The following is a 16,962-nucleotide window of genomic DNA, read 5'->3' as shown; positions in this document are numbered from 1 at the left end:
GATTGATCGCATCCCCTGGATCGGGAAATTTGGATATTTCCCCTAAGTAGAAGCCACTTACGTATTTATACGTAGGTGCCGGCCAAAGTAGCCACGCGCCGAGACATCGGTCGCGCGGCACGTCGCTCAAAAGGAGAGGCTAGTGGCCGTTCTTGTCGGGATAGGCAGCGCGCGTGCTGGCTCCATTCCCGTCCTCTTCCCGAAGCCAGCGCGTCGTGCTGCGATCGGTCACGGCGAGCACGAGCGCAAAGAGCGAGAAGATGAGACAGACGGCCGTGACCACAAGCAGTGTGCTCATTGCCATGTTGGGCTCCTCGATTGATCAGCCGGCCGCCTTGATGTCTTCCGGAGATTCCACATAGTAGCCGGAATAACCGTCGACGAAGCAGAGGTGATCATGAACCTCCTTGACGCCCGAGGTGTTCTCGGCGAGCACGATCGCGGCCTGGCGCGCGCGGTCATCGAAGATCAGGCCGTTCAGATGCACGACGCCGTTGCGTACCCAGACCTGGAAGCCGGCGGGGCGCCAGCCGGTGGCGTTGATTTCGCGCAGGATCCGTTCGCGGATATGGCCGTCGTCGGCGGTCGGGTCGGGAACTTCGCGCGCCAGCGAAGCGACAGCCTGCAGGATGTCCGCCCGGGTGACGATCCCGACCATGGTCTTGCCGTTCACGACCGGAACCCGCTTCACGCCATGCTTGTGCATCAGATGCACGATCTCCTCGAGCGGCGTCTGCTCCTCGACGGTGATAGGGTCCGCCGTCATGACATCTTCGACCTTGCGGCCGCGCTCATGCACGAAATCGGTCGCGGCACGACCCACGCCGGTGAACAGTTCCAGCCATGGTGAGCGCTTGTGTCCTGTGCCGATCTCGCCGCGTTCAAGGAAATCTCCCTCGGACACCATGCCCCTGAGCGTGCCGTCTTCGTCCATCACCGGCAGACCGCTGAGGTGACATCGCAGCATGATGTTGGCCGCATCCAGGATCTTCGTGTGCGGACTGACGGCGATGATATGCTTGGTCATGATCTGATGCGCACGCATGTCGGACCTCCGTGTTGAGAGAAATAGAATAAAGCTCCGTGCACTCCGCACATTGACCTGGCTCAACGGTCTGCTTGCCCGCGCTCCAGCGATTTCAAGAACAGCATGAAGTCGCCCACTTGGTCCGGCTCGAAGCTGAACTGGGGCATGGTTGGATGGCCGGTGACGATCCCTTCCGCCAGCGCTTCCTGCAGCATCTCGACCGGATAGCGTTCGTGCAATGTCCGGAACGGTGGTGCTATCTTCAGCGGGCTCGGGCTTACCCGGTCGATTGAATGGCAGCGAGCGCAGTAGAGCTGCGCAAGGCGGCGACCTTGTTCCTGGTCGGCAGCGGCCGGAGTCAGCGCGGCGCAGATCGTGCCGATGATAGCGAGGCCGCGAGCGACATGACACTGAAATGTCCTGACAGGATGTTTCACGAGACGGCTCGCGCTTAGTGGGACATCAGGACGGGGACGGTCATCGCACGCAACATGTCGCGCGTCACGCCGCCGAGCAGGGTTTCCTGCAGGCGGGAGTGGCCGTATCCGCCCATCACCAGAAGGTCGAGGCTCTCATCCGCCGCGATCGACAGCAGGATCGACTGAACTTCCGACCTTGACGCCGGCAACGACGTGATCTTGGCCGGAAGCCCTTCCTTCGCAAGATAGCGCACCAGATGATCGGTGGAGCTTTCTGAGGGGATCGGATCGGCCCCATCGATGGTGATGATGGCGAGAGCATCAGCTGCGCGCAGCAGCGGCATTGCGTCGTGGAGGGCGCGGGCAGCAAGCCGGCTGCCGTCCCAGCAGATCCCGATTCGTTTCGCCGAGAATGCGCCATGGAACGTGTAGGGCATGAACAGGACGGGGCCACCGGCCTGGAACAATAGTTCCCGTGGAATCACGTTGTCGTAGCTGTTGTACTCGCCCCGCGGCTGCACCACCACCGTCAGGTCATGCAGCCGCGCGCTGGCGCAGATCATCTCGCGCGCATCGATGGGGAGCGCGCCCACGGCGCGGGTTGCGTAGGATATATTTGCATTTCGTGCCTCGATATCGAAGACGCGCAGCGCAGCCTCGGCGCGTTCCAGGGCCTGTGCATGTTCAGCCTCGAACAGCGAGGCGACCGCCACGCTCCCTTCAACGACGAGCGGTACGCTGGCAGTTTCGTAGCCGATCGCCATTGCGTCGAGATGCGCGCCCGTGCCGAGCGCGAGCGAGACCGATCCGTCGACTGCGGGACGTGGCGACAGCTCCGTCGGAATGTGGACGAGGATGTTCTTGAACATGACCGTTCTCCAAAGGGGTAGAAAAGCATGTGCCATCAGAGCACGGGTCGAGGCTGGCCAATTTGATCTGCCTCATGCGCGTTCGTGGATTCTGATTGAGCGAGATCAATTCATCGCACGTGTACTTCGCGCAAATGTTGCGTCCAGTTTGGAGGAGCCGGCATGGCGCGCGTCGCATTGGCTACGGGGGGGAGCAGGGGAATTGGCGCGGCGATCTCGCGCGCCTTCGCTGCTGCCGGATGTCGGGTTGCGGCCTGCTATGCCGGAAATGCGGACGCTGCGCGCCGATTTGGCGAGCAGACCGGAATTCGCACCTTCCGGTGGGATGTTGCCGATTTCGATGCCTGTGCAGCCGGTGTCCGCGAGGTCGAAGCCGCGCTTGGCCCAATCGACATCCTGGTCAACAACGCCGGTATCGTGCGCGACGCCACCCTGCACCGAATGACCAAGCCGCAATGGGACGCGGTGATCCGAACCGATCTCGATTCGTTGTTCAACATGTGCCGGCCCCTCATCGAGGGCATGCGGGCGCGCAAGTTCGGGCGGATCATCAACATCTCGTCGATCAATGGGCAGAAGGGCCAGATCGGCCAGACGAACTATGCCGCGGCGAAGGCCGCCGAGCTTGGCTTCACCCGCGCGCTCGCGCTTGAAAGCGCGCGGTTCGGGATCACGGTCAATGCGATCTGCCCGGGTTACATCAACACCGAGATGCTGGCCGCGGTGCCGGCTGATGTCATGCAGAACTCCATTCTGCCGCAGATCCCGGTCGGGCGGCTGGGGCAGCCGGAGGAGATCGCCTGCGCCGTCGCATTTCTTTCTGCCGACGAAGCAGGGTTCATCACCGGGTCGACGCTCTCGATCAATGGCGGTCAACACATGTGCTGAATGGGAGAATTACCATGCTCGCAACCGATGTGATGCGCAGTTCGTTCGCGACGATCAAGCCGACTGCCACAGTACTCAATGCCGTCGAGCTGCTGCTTGAAACCGATCAGCGCGGCCTGCCGGTGATCGACGACGCCGGTGACCTCGTCGGCATGGTTTCGGAGGGCGATTTCCTCCACCGCGATGAGCTTGGTATCAGTCCGCCGTCAGGAAACTGGCTGGAGTCCCTGCTTGGCATTGCGGAGAATACACCCGAACGCGAGCGTATGCGCACCTTGCGGGTTGGCTCGCTCATGAGTGGCGCGCCGATCACCGTCGATATCGAGGCATCGATCGAGGACGTCGTCGCGCAGATGGATATCTACAATGTCGCCCAGATTCCAGTGCTCGGCGCCGGAACCGTCGTCGGTATTGTCAGTCGCAGGGAGCTGCTTGCGGCATTGGCGCGCCGATTGAGAGAAGCAGAGAAAGCAAGCACCGGAGTTAGTTCATGAGCGAGATTGCCCTGCAATCACATGCGCACGCTGTCGTTTGGATCGACCACCTTGTTGCGAAGGTCTTCGGGATTGGGTTGACAGGCGTCAGCGCGACGGCCGTCCATGCGCATTTGGCGTCGCAGCATCTGCATCACAAGGCGAATACGATCGGCGATGGTCGCGTCGAGGCCGATGCGACATTTCTTGCCAGGGTGGGAGAGGCGGTAAGCGGCTGCAGCGATCTGCTCGTCATCGGACCAGGTACCGAGAAGACCGAGCTGATGCAGTATCTCAAGGCGGAGCGGCCCGACCTCAATTTGCATGTCGAGCCGAGCGATCACCCCACCGACGCGGAGATCGTGGCGCTGGGTCGGAAGCGATTCCGCCTCGGCTGAGCGGCAAAGGCCCTCGTCTGAGCAGCTGCCAGACCGAAAGATAGATTGCGCCCGAGCCCATCCGGCTCGAGCAAGGAGACGAGCGATGACAGTCCAAGCAGTTCTCGACCAGCCCACAACTCCTGCCAATGACGATGTGACGGGTGCCGGAACGCCCGCTTTAGTGCAGCCCGAAGTCGGGCCATTGACGGGTACCGAATCGCTCGACCAACTCGTTCACGCGGCGATGGCGCGATGGACCGGGGGGCTTTCACCGGCCGGCCTCGCGCTCGCTTTCGCCGATTGGCAACTCCACCTTGTGGCCTCACCCGGCAAACGGCTTCAGCTGGCGCTGAACGCGGTTGCTGAAGCCTCGCGTTTCGCGCGCATGGTGTCGACGCCGCATGCTGCCTGGCAGCCCTGGTTCATGGTCAAGCCTCAACCGGGCGACAACCGGTTCGCCGGTCGGGATTGGACATTACCGGCCTTCAACGTCATGGCGCAGGCGTTCCTGTTGGGCGAGCAATGGTGGCATTCGGCGGCCAGTGGCCTGCACGGCGTCTCGAAGGGAAATGCGGCAATTGTGGATTTCACCGTCCGGCAATGCCTCGATGTCGTGGCGCCGTCCAATTTTGCGTTCAGCAATCCCGAGGTGCTGCGGCGGGCAATGGATTCAGGTGGCGGCAACTTCGTGTCGGGCTGGCATAACTGGCTGGAAGATTGCAGGGACTTGTTGCGCGCCAAGCCGTCCGGACCGGCCCCATTTGTGATCGGCAAGGATGTCGCCGCGACCAAGGGCAAGGTTGTCTACCGGAATGAGCTGATCGAGCTCATCCAATACGCGCCCGCAACAGCCGACGTTTGCCCCGAGCCGGTGCTGATCGTGCCGGCCTGGATCATGAAGTATTACATCCTCGATCTCTCGCCGCAGAATTCGCTCGTACGGTTCCTGGTCGAGCGCGGCTTCACCGTGTTCATGATCTCGTGGCGAAATCCAGAGCCAGCCGATCGCGAACTTGGTCTCGATCAATATCGCAAGCTTGGGATCGACGCCGCGATCGACGTGATCAATCAGCTTGTTCCCGAACGTCAGATCCATGCCGCTGGCTACTGCCTCGGTGGGACGCTGCTAGCAATTGCAGCAGCTCGGCTGCAGAAGGAGCGGCCCGGCTGCCTGCGCTCGGTAACGCTCTTGGCAGCCCAGGTCGATTTCACCGACGCCGGCGAACTGACGCTCTTCATCAATGAAAGCCAGGTCGCGTTCCTCGAGGATATGATGCGGCAGCGCGGCGTGCTCGAGACGGCGCAGATGGCCGGTGCGTTCCAGCTGCTGCGGTCGAACGACATGATCTGGTCGCGCCTGGTCCGCGATTATCTCATGGGCGAGCGTGCCGCGCCGAGTGACCTGATGTCATGGAACGCGGACGCGACCCGCATGCCCTACCGGATGCATTCGGACTATCTGCGCAAGCTGTTTCTCAACAACGACCTTGCCGAGGGCCGCTATTTGGTCGACGGACAGCCGGTGGCGCTTTCCGATCTTCGTGTCCCCATGTTCGCGGTTGGCACTGTCCGCGATCACGTCGCGCCCTGGCGGTCGGTTCACAAGATTCACCTGTTGGCCGATGCCGATATTGCCTTCGTGCTGGCGAGCGGCGGTCACAACGCCGGCATCGTTGCTCCACCGTCGGAGGAGGGGCACAGCTATCAGTTGTTGGAGAAGAAGGCGGATCAACCCTATGTCGGCCCCGACGAGTGGCTGCGGAAGGCGGTGAATCGCGACGGATCATGGTGGCTGGAGTGGGTTCGTTTCCTCACGGCACATTCCGGTGCGTGGGTGCCGGCGCAGTCGGCGCTTTACGCGCCCGAGGGTGTATCGTCGCTTGGTGATGCGCCGGGCCAGTATGTGCTCCAGCATTGAACGTCGCACCGGCTTGATCTGTCGCAAATCCTCACCGCCGCGAGCCGTTACGATAGAAACGGTCGCACCAGGTTGCAGCGAGGAAGCTATGAGTCTGATCCTTCGCGTTTTCTTCATACTTGCGGGATCCATTACCGCGCTGTTCGTCGCGCGCGATTCTCTGAACTTTGACGTCATGCAAATGTTCATGGCCATCCTGCTCGTGATCGGGCTCCTGTTGGCCGGCAGTCTCTGGAGCCTGTGGCGGCAAACGTGACAGCTCGAGCTCGGTCGATGGCCTTGGGATTGAGGCGTCCGTTATGGTTCGCTGGTATCGGCGCCATTCGTCCATAATATTTGCTGTTGCACGTCACGTACGCGCTGCATCGTTGGTGCCGTAGGGCTCGAAACAACTGAGCGCGCGGCGCCGAATCCTAATCGGAGGGGGTGTCGAAAAGGGCTTCGCTGGATTGGCGCAGATCGTTTCCGCCCAGTTCGGAACGGTACTGCCACGGGGTGATCCACCCGCCGAGGGCCGGCTGTTGAGGCCGGCCCTCGGAAAGCAGATGGCGGATGTCGTCGACGCGTCCGGAATGGAAACGTCTATCGTCCTTCGAGCCCGGAAGAGTCCTTGGTGATGTTCATGAACATCAGGGCTATTGCCGATGCGGCAGCAACAAATGCCGCGGTCCATCTGACGGTGGAGACGGCAAAGGCGGCGTCAAGCCGCCAGCTTGTGGATACCGGCTCGGTCGAGGCGAGCGGTACCACATCCGGAAAGTACCAATTGCAGAATAGAGCGAGCACGACCGCGAGGATCGCACTACCGACAAAGATGAAGGTTAATCGCCGTTTCATGGAACTCCTCCTGTCAATGGGGAGAATGTTGCCAGACCTGACGGCATCGACCAATTCAGGAGTTTCCCTTAGGCGATGTATCGCTCGCCCGTTCCGTCGGGGAGGCCAGTAGGCGGGAAGTACTGCGTTCAAGCGTGGTGGAGGGCGTACCGGAAGCGTCTACAATATCCCAATCGACCATTCCGGTTTCAATGTTGTCTTGGATCAGGACTACATCGGACGTCGCGTCCGACGCGTCGTTCTGCCGCGATGCCACGCGGTGCAGCCGTGTGGCGCGCCCGGCGGTCAAGAAAATGCCGCGAAAGCCAACTTTTGCGTCGCGAGCAACGGCTTCAGCGGCACCACGCGCCACCGGCTTCAGGAAAACCGCATCGAGTATTACCGAAACTCCCTGGCCTAATGTGTGCGCGGCATGCTTGAGCATGGCCTGGTAGACGCGGTCGGATGCTTCGGGCGTATAGGTTTCCGGCGATAATGTCGCGTGCTCGGCGACGTGATGGAGCTGCTTGCGAATGACATCCGATCGCAGAACCAAGGCGCCCGGGGGCGGCGCGATCAGATGCGCCATGTCGCGCGCCAGCACGCTCTTGCCGGTACCGGACTTCCCGCCAACTGCAATTAGGCGGGGCGGCTCCGGTTCAATGAGCCGGCGTGCAAGCTCGAAATAGCGCTTCGCTTGGGCGTCGATCGCTTGATCGAACTGGTGTTGCCGTGCCTTGGTGAAGAGCACGTTGGCCCGGATCGCTGCGCGCATTGATAGGAACAGTGGCAGCAGACACAACGCACCCGATTGCGAGTCCCAGGCGGTCTGCACGTAGCTATTGAACAGCCTGTTGGCCACGGTCTCCCGTCTGAAGTACAGCAGGTCCATCAGTGGAAATGCGAGGTCGTAGAGGACGTCGGTCGTCGCGATATTGGGGTCAAACTCGATCGCATCGAACAGAATGGGATCGCCGTCGAGCAGGACGATGTTGCCGAGATGTGCATCGCCGTGACAGTGCCGGACCTGCCCAGCGGCGGCGCGGCGGCGCAACAGTTCGAGGTTGCGCGCGAGGGCTTGATGGCTCAGTTCGTGCAATCGATCGATTTCCTCCCGGGACAGAGCTGGCGCGGCGCAAAACTGCTCCGTATTTCGGTCGATGATGACCGGGAGCGAGGCAAGCCATGAGGATCCTCCGCGTCCGGTTGCGGTTCGATGGGATTCGAGTAGGATGGCGGCCAGTCTCTCGCCAAGCTCCGGGCGGATTACATCCCGCTCGGCGAGATGATCGAGTGTCTTGTTCTCGTCGAAACGAGCCATTTCGACGGCCCATTCGACAACCGGACCGGTCCCCTCGACCGCAAGCCCATCGCGCCCGCGCGTGATCGGAATCACCCTGCGATAGATGGAAGGGGCGTGGCGCCTGTTGATGGCGATCTCATCTTCGCAGGCGCGCCGCCGCTTCTCCAATGTCGAGAAGTCGAGATAGGGCAGCTTGACCGCTCGCTTGATCTTCAGGACGCGCGAAGGTTCGAGAAAGACGATCGAACAATGGGTGTCGATCCGCTTTACCGGCGCGTTCGGCTGGCCAGATCTGGCCAGGAACGACAATACGGCTGCCTGGTCGGTCTCGCCTGTGGCCGCGTCGGGTGTTGGTGCCGGCGTCGTCATGGCTTCAACACGGCCGCGCCGATGAGCTTGCCGTCCCGCAGGCGCCCGAGTGCTTCATTCGCCTGATCCAAGGGAAAGACGGTGACGTGCGTCCGGATTCCAGCCTTTGCCGCTGTCTTGAGAAAGTCGACGCCATCTTGTCGCGTCAGGTTGGCAACGGAGACGATCTGCCGTTCACCCCAAAGGATGTCGTAGGGAAAGCTCGGGATATCCGACATGTGAATGCCGGCACAGACCACCCGTCCGCCCTTTCGTAGCGTGCGCAGCGCAAGCGGCACAAGCGGCCCGGTCGGGGCATAGATGATCGCGGCATCAAGCTCAGCCGGCGGCCGATCTTCTGAAGCTCCCGCCCAGCACGCGCCGAGCGATAATGCCAAGTGCTGGGCCTCGGTGTCGCCCGCGCGGGTGAAAGCGTAGACATCCCGCCCTTGCCAGCGCGCCACTTGCGCCACGATATGTCCGGCCGCGCCGAAACCGTAGATGCCGAGTTTGCGGCCGTCGCCAGCCATCACCAGGGAGCGCCAGCCGATCAGGCCGGCGCAGAGCAGCGGTGCCAGCTCCGCATCCTCGCCGTCTTCGCCGAGCGGAAAGCAGTAACGCGCGTCTGCCACCAGGTGCGTGGCAAAGCCGCCGTCCCGCGTATAGCCGGTAAACAGGGGGGCGTCGCAGAGGTTTTCCTTGCCCTCCCGGCAGTAGGGGCAATGCCCGCAGGTCGATCCAAGCCAGGGAACGCCGACGCGTGTGCCGAGATGCGCATGGTCGACGCCGTCGCCAATCGCGTCGATACGGCCAACCACCTCATGGCCGGGAACGATCGGGTAGGCGATGTCGGGCAGTTCTCCGTCGACGACATGCAGGTCGGTGCGGCAAACGCCACAGGCATTGATCTTGACGCGCACCTCGCCCGGCCGGGGAATCGGATCGGGCCGCTCGGTATATTGCAGTCGCGCGCCGCGCGCGGGAAGGATCATGGCGTGCATGACGGAACTCACTTGGGTCTGTGCCTCTCCTTTGATCACATGACATTGGTCCGGTTTTGATCCTGGTCAACGGCCGGGCGGCTGTTCCTGACTAGCTTTGCTTCGCGAGCGACACTCAAGCAGGAGGTACTGATGGCTAACGACGTGATCCCCGTTCGAACCGAGCGCGCCATGGCGCGGCGGGAAAACAACCCCTTCACGTTCCTGCAGCAGGAGATCGACCGGCTGTTTGACGGATTCGGCCGCAATTTCCCGGCGTTCACCGCGCCGCAGGCGATGATGCCGCGCATGGACGTCAGCGAGACCGACAAGACCGTCGAGATCTCCGCCGAGCTACCCGGCCTCGAGACCAAGGACGTTCAGCTCAACCTCGCCGACAACGTGCTCACGATCCGGGGCGAGAAGAAGAGCGAGCGCGAGGAGCAGGACAAGGACTATCACCTGATCGAGCGCAGCTTCGGCGCATTCTCGCGGTCCGTTGCATTGCCCGAGGGCGTCAAGGCGGAAGACGTCAGCGCCGAGATCGCCAAGGGCGTGCTCAAGGTCACCGTCAAGAAGCCGGCTCCCAAGCAGAGCAGGCAGATCGACATCAAGACGGCGGCGTAGCCGCCTTGCGGGGCGCGTCGCTCGTCAGGCAGCGACGCGTCCGCGAAATAGCCATCCATCCAAGGGGATCTGCCATGTACGAATTTCTCCAGGAAACCGTCGCGAGCAACATGACGAGGTCGGTACGAAGTGTCGCCCCCGAGATGACCGTCGGCGACTTGTACCGATTGTTCGCAAAAGACGACTATGACGCCTATCCCGTGCTCCGCGACGATGTCGTGGTAGGGTTCGTCACGAAACTCGACGCCCTGAAGGTGTTCGCCTGTCCGACAGATCACATCTTGCCACGTTACGACGATCAGATGGGAACGACGGTCGATGAGATCATGTCGTCCGATGTGATCGCGGTTGAGCCGGACACAAATTTGCAGCGTGTTCTGCAACTGATGGTCGCACATCGGCTCAAGAGCCTGCCTGTGATTGACAAGTATCACCACCTGGTCGGGATTATTGCTCGCGAGGATGTCATGCGGGTGCTGGCACGCTGCACGAAGCGGCAGGCGCCTTCGCTCGTTCCCTGCGAGACCGTCCGATGTCTACGTTTGGTCTAGAACGGGTTCTTTCGCCTCGAACGGTCGCGCTTGTCGGCGGCAGTTCGCGTCCATCTTCGCTCGGCCTGGCGGTGCTCATGAATCTCAAGGCGTGCGGCTTTTCCGGCCGCATCGCCGTGGTCAATCCAAACTATGCTGCGATCGACAGCGAGACTACGTCCCCGGATCTCAAGTCACTTCCATTCGTTCCGGATCTCCTCGCGATCACGGCGCCGGCGGCCGCGATTCCCGGGATCATCTCGGACGCTGCTGCGGTCGGTGTCGCCGGTGCGGTGATCCTGTCGGCCGGTCTCGGGCACGGCGCCGGTTCGCTGGCCGAGACGGTCGCGCGGACCGCGCGCATGCACGGCATGCGCCTGATCGGGCCGAACTGTCTCGGCGTCATGGTGCCGCGCGCGAAGCTCAACGCGAGCTTTGCCGCGCATCAGCCCGCCGACGGGCGTCTTGCCCTGATCTCGCAGTCCGGCGCCGTTGCTGCCGCGATGATCGAATGGGCGGCAGAGCGGCGGCTCGGCTTCTCCGGCATCGTATCGATCGGAGACCAGCTCGACGTCGATGTAGCTGATTTGCTCGACTATTTCGCGCAGGACGATCACACCAACGCGATCCTGCTCTACATCGAGGCCGTCAAGGATGCGCGCAAGTTCATGTCGGCCGCCCGCGCCGCGGCGCGGATCAAACCGCTGATTGTCGTGAAAGCAGGCCGGATGGCGCAGGGCGCCAAGGCCGCAGCCACCCATACCGGCGCGCTGGCCGGTTCGGACGCGGTCTATGACGCGGCGTTCCGCCGGGCCGGCATGCTGCGCGTGTACGACCTTCGGGAATTGTTCGACTGCGCCGAATTGCTTGGCCGCGGCTTCGTTCCGCGCGGCAACCGGCTGTCGATCCTGACCAATGGCGGTGGGCTCGGCATCCTCGCGATCGACCGGCTCGTTGAGCTCGGGGGCGTTCCGGCGAGCTTGTCGGCGGAGACGATTGCGGCGCTCGATCGGGTTCTGCCACAAGGCTGGTCTCGCGCCAACCCCGTCGATATCTCCGGCGACGCCGATGCTGCCCGCTACGTGTCTGCGCTCGACGCATTGCTCGAGGACACGAACAGCGACGCCGTGCTGGTCATGAACGTGGAAACGGCGGTCGCGCCGACCGAAGGAATCGCCGAAGCGGTCGCACAATGTGTTCGTGACCGTCGGACCAGGAAGAGTGACGTTGCCGCGCTGGTGCTTGCATCGTGGGACGGTGCCGACGAGCGCACCGCGGCAACCTTCGAAGCTGCCCGCGTCCCGCATTTTCCCACCGAAGATGACGCGGTGCGCGCTTTCATGTATTTGGTGAGATATCGCGAGGCCTCCATCGCGCTGGCCGCAACTCCGCCCAGTATCGCCGCGACGTTTGCGCCGGAGACGGAGGCGGCGCGGCGCGTGATTGCGAAAGCGCTGTCCGAGGGGCGAGGATGGCTTGACCCAGTTGAAATCGTGGCCCTGTTCAAGGCGTACGATATTCCGATCGTTCCGACCGTTGTGGCCCGTGATGCCGATGAAGCCGTGGACAAGGCCGCGCCCTTTCTTGCGCAAGGGCTTGCCGTAGCGGTGAAGCTGTTCTCTCGCGACATCAGGCACAAGTCGGACATCGGCGGTGTCATTCTCGGCTTGCGGACTAGCGAAAGCGTCGTACAGGCGGCCAGGACGGTGCTCGCGCGCGCCCGGGCAGCGCGGCCGGATGCCGTCCTGCAAGGCGTGACGATCCAGCCGATGATCGAACGACGGGCGGCACGCGAATTGCTCCTCGGTATTGCCGACGATCCGACCTTCGGTCCCGTGATCGTGTTTGGCCGCGGCGGCACCGCCGTCGAAGTAATCAACGACAAGGCGCTGGCGCTGCCGCCGCTCGACATGAACCTCGCTCGCGACCTGGTCGGGCGTACCCGGGTCTCGCGGCTGCTTGCGGCCTACCGCGACGTGTCCGCCGTGCCGGCCGAAGCCGTGCCGCTTACCCTCGTCAAGCTGGCACAGATGGCGGCCGATATTCCGGAGGTCGCCGAGCTCGACATCAATCCGCTGCTCGCTGACGAGACCGGTGTGCTGGCGCTCGACGCGCGCGTGGCGATCCGCAAGCCCGCGCGGCTGTTTGCCGGTCAGACGCGGCTCGCGGTGCGGCCATACCCGTCACAATGGGAGGGAGAGCTTGTCCTCAAGGACGGCTCGCGCGTCGTTGTGCGGCCGTTGCGGCCGGAAGATGAGCCCATGGTCGATAGCTTCTTCAGGCGTGTAACGGCCGAGGATATCAGACTTCGTTTCTTCCAGGCAATGAAGAATTTTTCGCATGCGTTCATTGCGCGGCTGACCCAGCTCGACTACGCGCGCGCGATGGCCTTTGCGGCACTGGATCCGAGCACCGGCGCCATGGTGGGAGCAGTCCAGCTTCATTCGGACTCGCTCTACGAGAATGCCGAGTACGCTATCCTGTTGCAGTCCGACCTCAAGGGCAGAGGATTTGGGTGGGCGCTGATGCAGCTTCTGATTCAGTATGCGCGGTCGGAAGGGCTGAAGCGGCTGTCAGGTGAAGTGCTGGCCGAGAACACCACCATGCTGAACATGTGCCATGAGCTCGGGTTCACCGCCGTGACAGAGCCGACCGACCACCGGATCGTCAATGTCGTCCTCGACCTCTCCCTTCCGATGGTGGATGCCTTGGGGGCCGACATTCTGATCCGGCGCAGTCGCGATCACAGCGGCGTGACGGCAACGACCCGATAGGGGTGCATGCCGTCCGCCTCGCGGACGGAGACATATTCGCCGAGCCGAAAGCGCTCGTTGCCGAAATGATATCCGGCTTCATCGGCTGTCGAACCGGTCACGTCGTAATGGAAGCGCCAGCTGCCGCCCGGACCGTGAACGAGGTGACCGAGCTGATCGTCTTCCGCGGGGCGCTGACGAACGACGCGGCAGGCCTCGCGATGGGCTTTCCAGGTTTCGACATCGATCTGCGATGCCGTATCGAGCGGGGCGACGATGATATAGCCGATCGCGGACGCGCCCTCGGGGTGATCATGCTCGCGCGCGCGTTCGAGCCGAACCTGCCTGAACGAGTGCGGCAACGCAGTGTTTTGCAGAGGCGTGAAGGCGGCGCGATTCATCAGAAATCTCCCTGAACATGCCCGAGCTGCCGGGCGACCTGCTCAATTCTAGAGCCGCGGCGCGCCAAGCCGTTGATTTGGGTCAAGCGCATGTCTGGGGCACGGTGAAGTCGATTGCGCTGGGTCAAACACAGCCGTCTCCAGTAGCCTAACGTGAACCGCAAATTGGAGTCAGAATCTTGCCCAACGCCCCGGCCCTGACAGCGAATGCGGACGATCCGCGCGTGCTTACCGCATGTGGGGCCTGGAACGTTGCCAATGTCGAGCGGCTGGAGCGGCTGTGCGAGGGGGCAGCGCGCGCCGACATTGGGGCGATTGATCTGCGTCGCGTCACTGCGCTCGACACGGTCGGGGCTTGGCTGCTCGAAAGGCTGGCCCGCGGCGGTGCGACCAGGGCAGCGCTCACCGGTGCCGATGGTCCATATGGCGACCTGCTGGAAGAGGTGCGAGGACTGAACCGTGGCGGCCCAACCGAACGCAGATCAGTCAACCCCGTGCTGCAGAGACTCGATCAGCTCGGCCGCGGCAGCAGGCGGTTGGCGTCTGATTCGGCGGCATTCCTGCATATGCTTGGCGCCTTCAGCGCAGCGCTGCTCGGCATTCTCAGGCACCCGCGATCGTTCCGACTGACGTCGACCGTCTATCAGCTCGGCCGGGTGGGCTGGCAAGCGGTGCCGATCATGGTGCTGATTACGTTCCTGATCGGCGCCATCATTGCTCAGCAAGGCATCTTCCATTTCCGCCGCTTCGGCGCGGAATCCTATGTCGTCGACATGGTGGGCATCCTCGTGCTGCGCGAGATTGGCGTGCTGATCGTGGCCATCATGGTGGCCGGACGCTCGGGCAGTGCCTATACCGCCGAGATCGGTGCGATGAAGATGCGTGAGGAGATCGACGCGCTCAGCACCATGGGGCTCGATCCTGTCGCAGTCCTGATCCTGCCGCGGATCCTGGCACTGGTGGTGGCGCTGCCGATTCTCACCTTTCTCGGCTCGCTCGCGGCGCTCTACGGCGGTGGGCTCATCGCCTGGCTTTATGGCGGCATGAGCCCGGCGATCTTCATCGCACGCCTTCACGACGCGGTTTCAGTCACTCATTTCGAGGTCGGCATCATCAAAGCGCCATTCATGGCACTCGTGATCGGGCTTGTCGCGGCGGTAGAAGGATTGAGCGTCAAGGGCAGCGCGGAGTCGTTGGGGCAGCAGACGACGGCGTCGGTCGTGAAATCGATCTTCCTTGTGATCGTGCTCGACGGGTTGTTCGCAGTTTTCTTCGCTTCGATCGGGATGTAGCCATGGCCGACACGCCAGCGATCCATATCCGTGACCTCGTGGTCGGCTTCGGCGAGAAGATCATTCTTGATCATCTCGATCTCGACGTGAACGACGGCGAAATTCTCGGCCTCGTGGGCGCATCCGGCGGCGGAAAGTCGGTGCTGATGCGGACATTGGTCGGTTTACTTCCGAAGCGGAGCGGGCAGGTCGATTTCGCAGACGACGGCGATGACGAACGCCGCTGGGGCGTGCTGTTCCAGCAGGGGGCGCTGTTCTCGGCCTTGACGGCTCGCCAGAACATCCAGTTTCCGCTGCGCGAGCGCGCGCGGCTGTCGCCAGGGCTGCTGGACGAAATTGCGGATGCGAAGCTCGAGATGGTCGGCCTTACGCGCGAAGACGGGGACAAGTATCCGTCCGAACTCTCGGGCGGCATGACCAAGCGGGTTGCGCTCGCGCGGGCACTGGCGCTCGACCCCTCGCTGTTGTTTCTCGATGAGCCAACGTCCGGGCTCGATCCTATCGCTGCGGGCGAATTCGATACCCTGATCCGGACGTTACATCGGACGTTGCGTTTCACTGTGTTCATGGTGACGCACGACTTGAACAGCCTGCAAGCCATCTGCGACCGCGTCGCCGCACTCGCCGACGGCAGGATCGCAGCCATCGGGCGGCTGTCATCGGTGCTCAAGTCTGATCACCCTTGGGTCCAGGCTTACTTTCACGGAGCCCGGGCGCAGAAGCTTGGCCTCGGCAATTAGGCAGAAAGAGACGCATATGGAAATTCGCGCGCCCTACATTGTCATTGGTGCATTCGTACTGTCGGCAATCGTCGCCGTGTTCGGCTTCGTCTACTGGCTGAACAATTTCGGTGGAATCGGAAAGCGGGAGACATATCAGCTCGTCTTTACCGATCCCGTGCCGGGTCTGCTCGTCGGGGCAGGCGTTCTCTTCAACGGTATCCGCGTCGGCGAGGTCACAGCCCTTGAACTGGTTCCGGAACGCCCGCGCGAGGTTCGCGCCAGGATCGCAGTCGCCGAGCGGACGCCGGTGCATACCGATACGCGTGTCGGCCTCGACTTCCAGGGATTGACCGGCGTTCCGGTGATCGCGCTGGAAGGCGGTGATGATCCCCAGGCGCCGCCGGCGCGCGAACCGCTGGTGGCCGAAAAGGGCGCCGGGCGGAGCATGACGCAGGCCGCCCGCGATGCGCTCCGCCGGGTCGATGCCGTCCTGTCCGACAACGCCGCGCCGCTGCACAGCACGATCGACAATCTCAGCACGTTCGCCGAAGGCCTCGCGCGCAACACGCCGAAGCTCGATGGAATCGTGGCCGGACTTGAGCGCATGACCGGCGGTGCGCCCGCGCCGCGCAAGGTGGCGTACGACCTTCACGCGGTGGACAGCTTCGGCGCGCAACGCCGTGCGAATCTGCCCGAGCAGTTGGTCATGGCGGAGCCGACCGCGATCGCCCGCCTCCAGACTCAGCGCTTTTTGTTCACGCCCGATGAGGAAACCCAGGGATTCGAAGGTGCGCAGTGGAGCGACAGTCTCCCGGTTCTGGTGCAGGCGCGGTTGCTGCAGAGCTTCGAGAATTATGACGTCGAGCATGCGCCACTGCGCGCCGACAGCGCCGTAGAAGGTGCGCCGCGTCTGCTGATCGACCTGCGCCGGTTCGAAATTGTGCAGGGGCCGCAACCGCGCGCGACGATCTCCTTGTCCGCAAAGATCGTGGATCGAAATGGTCAAGTAAAGGCTGCAAAGCTTCTTGAGGGATCCGAAGGAATTAGCTCGCTGACACCGTCCGAGGCGGCCGCTGCCTTCGACAAGGCTTTCGGCACCCTCGCAAGGGAGCTCGTGATGTGGGTTGCGGCGACGGACTGAACCAGATCGCTGCAGGGTCTCACAACGAACGTCCTGGATTAGATTTGCTCGGCGGCCGCCGACAACCCAGGGGCG

At 62.8% G+C, this 16,962-nt stretch carries 19 protein-coding genes; 11 read left to right on the top strand and 8 right to left on the bottom strand.

Annotated elements, in window-relative coordinates:
- Positions 1-139: 139 nt before the first annotated feature.
- From AAFG13_RS08155 to AAFG13_RS08140, 4 genes are all read right to left on the bottom strand, one after another.
- Positions 140-304 carry a hypothetical protein gene (locus AAFG13_RS08155; RefSeq protein ID WP_212313199.1) on the bottom strand — a complete coding sequence of 55 codons (165 nt, stop codon included), beginning with the start codon at positions 302-304 and terminating at the stop codon, positions 140-142.
- Positions 305-322: 18 nt separating this feature from the next.
- Positions 323-1,045: a CBS domain-containing protein gene (locus AAFG13_RS08150; RefSeq protein ID WP_342711695.1), complete on the bottom strand. Its 723-nt coding sequence runs from the start codon at positions 1,043-1,045 to the stop codon at positions 323-325.
- A gap of 62 nt (positions 1,046-1,107) precedes the next feature.
- Positions 1,108-1,413 carry a c-type cytochrome gene (locus AAFG13_RS08145; RefSeq protein WP_212314295.1) on the bottom strand — a complete coding sequence of 102 codons (306 nt, stop codon included), beginning with the start codon at positions 1,411-1,413 and terminating at the stop codon, positions 1,108-1,110.
- 65 nt (positions 1,414-1,478) lie between these two features.
- Positions 1,479-2,315, bottom strand: a complete 837-nt coding sequence (locus AAFG13_RS08140; RefSeq protein ID WP_212313195.1) for a universal stress protein — start codon at positions 2,313-2,315, stop codon at positions 1,479-1,481.
- A 162-nt stretch (positions 2,316-2,477) separates the two neighbouring features.
- On the opposite strand from AAFG13_RS08140, the gene phbB reads away from it, so the two are divergent.
- From phbB to AAFG13_RS08115, 5 genes are all read left to right on the top strand, one after another.
- Complete coding sequence (gene phbB / locus AAFG13_RS08135; RefSeq protein ID WP_342711694.1) at positions 2,478-3,203, top strand: acetoacetyl-CoA reductase; 726 nt, start codon at positions 2,478-2,480, stop codon at positions 3,201-3,203.
- A 14-nt stretch (positions 3,204-3,217) separates the two neighbouring features.
- A complete protein-coding gene (locus tag AAFG13_RS08130; protein WP_342711693.1) occupies positions 3,218-3,697 on the top strand; it encodes a CBS domain-containing protein in 480 nt (159 codons plus the stop codon).
- Positions 3,694-4,074, top strand: coding sequence for a hypothetical protein (locus tag AAFG13_RS08125; RefSeq protein WP_342711691.1), 381 nt, complete (start codon positions 3,694-3,696; stop codon positions 4,072-4,074). The genes AAFG13_RS08130 and AAFG13_RS08125 overlap by 4 nt, the downstream gene beginning before the upstream one ends.
- Positions 4,075-4,159: 85 nt before the next feature.
- A complete protein-coding gene (locus tag AAFG13_RS08120) occupies positions 4,160-5,974 on the top strand; it encodes an alpha/beta fold hydrolase (RefSeq protein ID WP_342711690.1) in 1,815 nt (604 codons plus the stop codon).
- Positions 5,975-6,062: 88 nt separating this feature from the next.
- Positions 6,063-6,230, top strand: coding sequence for a hypothetical protein (locus tag AAFG13_RS08115; protein WP_212313183.1), 168 nt, complete (start codon positions 6,063-6,065; stop codon positions 6,228-6,230).
- A 326-nt stretch (positions 6,231-6,556) separates the two neighbouring features.
- On the opposite strand, the gene AAFG13_RS08110 is transcribed toward AAFG13_RS08115, so the two are convergent.
- The 3 genes from AAFG13_RS08110 to AAFG13_RS08100 are packed head-to-tail and all read right to left on the bottom strand — an operon-like array spanning position 6,557 to position 9,442.
- Entirely contained in the window at positions 6,557-6,811 is a 255-nt protein-coding gene (locus tag AAFG13_RS08110) for a hypothetical protein (protein ID WP_212313180.1), read from the bottom strand.
- Between the two features lie 55 nt (positions 6,812-6,866).
- On the bottom strand, positions 6,867-8,462 hold the full coding sequence (locus AAFG13_RS08105; RefSeq protein WP_342711689.1) for an AAA family ATPase: 1,596 nt from the start codon (positions 8,460-8,462) through the stop codon (positions 6,867-6,869).
- On the bottom strand, positions 8,459-9,442 hold the full coding sequence (locus AAFG13_RS08100; RefSeq protein ID WP_212313177.1) for a zinc-dependent alcohol dehydrogenase family protein: 984 nt from the start codon (positions 9,440-9,442) through the stop codon (positions 8,459-8,461). Before AAFG13_RS08100 ends, AAFG13_RS08105 begins: the two co-directional genes overlap by 4 nt.
- 132 nt (positions 9,443-9,574) lie before the next feature.
- On the opposite strand from AAFG13_RS08100, the gene AAFG13_RS08095 reads away from it, so the two are divergent.
- The 3 genes from AAFG13_RS08095 (at position 9,575) to AAFG13_RS08085 (ending at position 13,352) form a co-directional block, all read left to right on the top strand.
- On the top strand, positions 9,575-10,048 hold the full coding sequence (locus AAFG13_RS08095; protein WP_212313175.1) for an Hsp20/alpha crystallin family protein: 474 nt from the start codon (positions 9,575-9,577) through the stop codon (positions 10,046-10,048).
- Positions 10,049-10,122: 74 nt separating this feature from the next.
- Positions 10,123-10,599: a CBS domain-containing protein gene (locus tag AAFG13_RS08090; RefSeq protein ID WP_212313173.1), complete on the top strand. Its 477-nt coding sequence runs from the start codon at positions 10,123-10,125 to the stop codon at positions 10,597-10,599.
- Positions 10,581-13,352, top strand: coding sequence for a bifunctional acetate--CoA ligase family protein/GNAT family N-acetyltransferase (locus tag AAFG13_RS08085; protein WP_342711688.1), 2,772 nt, complete (start codon positions 10,581-10,583; stop codon positions 13,350-13,352). Before AAFG13_RS08090 ends, AAFG13_RS08085 begins: the two co-directional genes overlap by 19 nt.
- Here AAFG13_RS08085 and AAFG13_RS08080 read toward each other — a convergent pair.
- Complete coding sequence (locus tag AAFG13_RS08080) at positions 13,322-13,732, bottom strand: hypothetical protein (protein WP_212313157.1); 411 nt, start codon at positions 13,730-13,732, stop codon at positions 13,322-13,324. The two genes, AAFG13_RS08085 and AAFG13_RS08080, sit on opposite strands and share 31 nt — an antisense overlap.
- 179 nt (positions 13,733-13,911) lie before the next feature.
- On the opposite strand from AAFG13_RS08080, the gene AAFG13_RS08075 reads away from it, so the two are divergent.
- Genes AAFG13_RS08075 through AAFG13_RS08065 form a run of 3 tightly spaced genes read left to right on the top strand, consistent with a single transcriptional unit; the run spans position 13,912 to position 16,887 of the window.
- Positions 13,912-15,024 carry an ABC transporter permease gene (locus tag AAFG13_RS08075; protein WP_342711687.1) on the top strand — a complete coding sequence of 371 codons (1,113 nt, stop codon included), beginning with the start codon at positions 13,912-13,914 and terminating at the stop codon, positions 15,022-15,024.
- A 2-nt stretch (positions 15,025-15,026) separates the two neighbouring features.
- On the top strand, positions 15,027-15,764 hold the full coding sequence (locus AAFG13_RS08070) for an ATP-binding cassette domain-containing protein (protein WP_212313156.1): 738 nt from the start codon (positions 15,027-15,029) through the stop codon (positions 15,762-15,764).
- Positions 15,765-15,780: 16 nt separating this feature from the next.
- Positions 15,781-16,887 carry an MlaD family protein gene (locus tag AAFG13_RS08065; protein WP_342711686.1) on the top strand — a complete coding sequence of 369 codons (1,107 nt, stop codon included), beginning with the start codon at positions 15,781-15,783 and terminating at the stop codon, positions 16,885-16,887.
- The last annotated feature ends 75 nt before the right edge of the window (positions 16,888-16,962 follow it).

The sequence above is a fragment of the Bradyrhizobium sp. B124 genome (assembly GCF_038967635.1).
Classification (GTDB): domain Bacteria; phylum Pseudomonadota; class Alphaproteobacteria; order Rhizobiales; family Xanthobacteraceae; genus Bradyrhizobium.
The sequence above is the reverse complement of the archived record's forward strand: the minus strand, read 5'-3'. Positions and strand labels throughout refer to the sequence as shown.

Bases quoted from the DNA above. Each gene is read 5' to 3' on its own strand.
- AAFG13_RS08105 (WP_342711689.1), bottom strand. From the start codon at position 8,462: ATGACGACGCCGGCACCAACACCCGACGCGGCCACAGGCGAGACCGAC.
- AAFG13_RS08085 (WP_342711688.1), top strand. From the start codon at position 10,581: ATGTCTACGTTTGGTCTAGAACGGGTTCTTTCGCCTCGAACGGTCGCG.
- AAFG13_RS08125 (WP_342711691.1), top strand. From the start codon at position 3,694: ATGAGCGAGATTGCCCTGCAATCACATGCGCACGCTGTCGTTTGGATC.
- AAFG13_RS08110 (WP_212313180.1), bottom strand. From the start codon at position 6,811: ATGAAACGGCGATTAACCTTCATCTTTGTCGGTAGTGCGATCCTCGCG.
- AAFG13_RS08140 (WP_212313195.1), bottom strand. From the start codon at position 2,315: ATGTTCAAGAACATCCTCGTCCACATTCCGACGGAGCTGTCGCCACGT.
- AAFG13_RS08100 (WP_212313177.1), bottom strand. From the start codon at position 9,442: ATGCACGCCATGATCCTTCCCGCGCGCGGCGCGCGACTGCAATATACC.
- AAFG13_RS08070 (WP_212313156.1), top strand. From the start codon at position 15,027: ATGGCCGACACGCCAGCGATCCATATCCGTGACCTCGTGGTCGGCTTC.
- phbB (WP_342711694.1), top strand. From the start codon at position 2,478: ATGGCGCGCGTCGCATTGGCTACGGGGGGGAGCAGGGGAATTGGCGCG.
- AAFG13_RS08095 (WP_212313175.1), top strand. From the start codon at position 9,575: ATGGCTAACGACGTGATCCCCGTTCGAACCGAGCGCGCCATGGCGCGG.
- AAFG13_RS08130 (WP_342711693.1), top strand. From the start codon at position 3,218: ATGCTCGCAACCGATGTGATGCGCAGTTCGTTCGCGACGATCAAGCCG.
- AAFG13_RS08150 (WP_342711695.1), bottom strand. From the start codon at position 1,045: ATGCGTGCGCATCAGATCATGACCAAGCATATCATCGCCGTCAGTCCG.
- AAFG13_RS08115 (WP_212313183.1), top strand. From the start codon at position 6,063: ATGAGTCTGATCCTTCGCGTTTTCTTCATACTTGCGGGATCCATTACC.
- AAFG13_RS08120 (WP_342711690.1), top strand. From the start codon at position 4,160: ATGACAGTCCAAGCAGTTCTCGACCAGCCCACAACTCCTGCCAATGAC.
- AAFG13_RS08065 (WP_342711686.1), top strand. From the start codon at position 15,781: ATGGAAATTCGCGCGCCCTACATTGTCATTGGTGCATTCGTACTGTCG.
- AAFG13_RS08080 (WP_212313157.1), bottom strand. From the start codon at position 13,732: ATGAATCGCGCCGCCTTCACGCCTCTGCAAAACACTGCGTTGCCGCAC.
- AAFG13_RS08155 (WP_212313199.1), bottom strand. From the start codon at position 304: ATGGCAATGAGCACACTGCTTGTGGTCACGGCCGTCTGTCTCATCTTC.
- AAFG13_RS08090 (WP_212313173.1), top strand. From the start codon at position 10,123: ATGTACGAATTTCTCCAGGAAACCGTCGCGAGCAACATGACGAGGTCG.